Genomic DNA, 564 nt, shown 5'->3' on the forward strand with positions numbered 1-564 from the left:
GCTCGAGACCTGGCAGCGCCTGACCAGCCGGCTGCAGATGTATTTCGCCCTCCACCAGCAGGCCCGCGCCGAGCCGGTACCCGCCGAGGATGTGCATGACACCTATGTGCGCCTGCTCAAAGGCAACGACATGCGCGCCGCCCAACGCCATGCGCGCGAACATATCGACCTCGATTTCGAGGAGCTTCTCGCCTATGCGCGCGGCCTCGAAAAGCGCGCATCGAAGGGCGCCTGACCAATCCCGCAGACAACGGACGACAACGTGAAGATCAAGAGTATCAAAGCCTACCATGTCGTGCAGCCCTTCGTGGACGGGCCCTACCGCATGTCGAAGGGGCGCGTCGCCGATTGCTTCGACGCGGTGATCGTCGCCATCACGTCCGACAACGGCGTGACCGGCTGGGGCGAGATGGCGCCGCTCGGCAATTTCTACTCGGCCGCGTTCCCGGCCGGCACCCGCGCCGGCGTGCCGGAAATCGCACCTCATCTCATCGGCCAGGATCCGCGCGGCCTTGCCGGCATCGGCCGGCTGATGGACACGGTGTTCAAGGGCAGCCCCTACAT

At 65.6% G+C, this 564-nt stretch carries 2 pseudogenes; both read left to right on the forward strand.

The window, feature by feature from the left end:
- Positions 1–235, forward strand: a pseudogene (locus EN781_RS33790) (GntR family transcriptional regulator); the annotation flags it as partial.
- 27 nt (positions 236–262) lie between these two features.
- Positions 263–564 (forward strand): annotated as a pseudogene (locus tag EN781_RS33795) (mandelate racemase/muconate lactonizing enzyme family protein); the annotation flags it as partial.

The sequence above is a fragment of the Mesorhizobium sp. M4A.F.Ca.ET.090.04.2.1 genome, assembly GCF_003999085.1.
GTDB lineage: Bacteria > Pseudomonadota > Alphaproteobacteria > Rhizobiales > Rhizobiaceae > Mesorhizobium.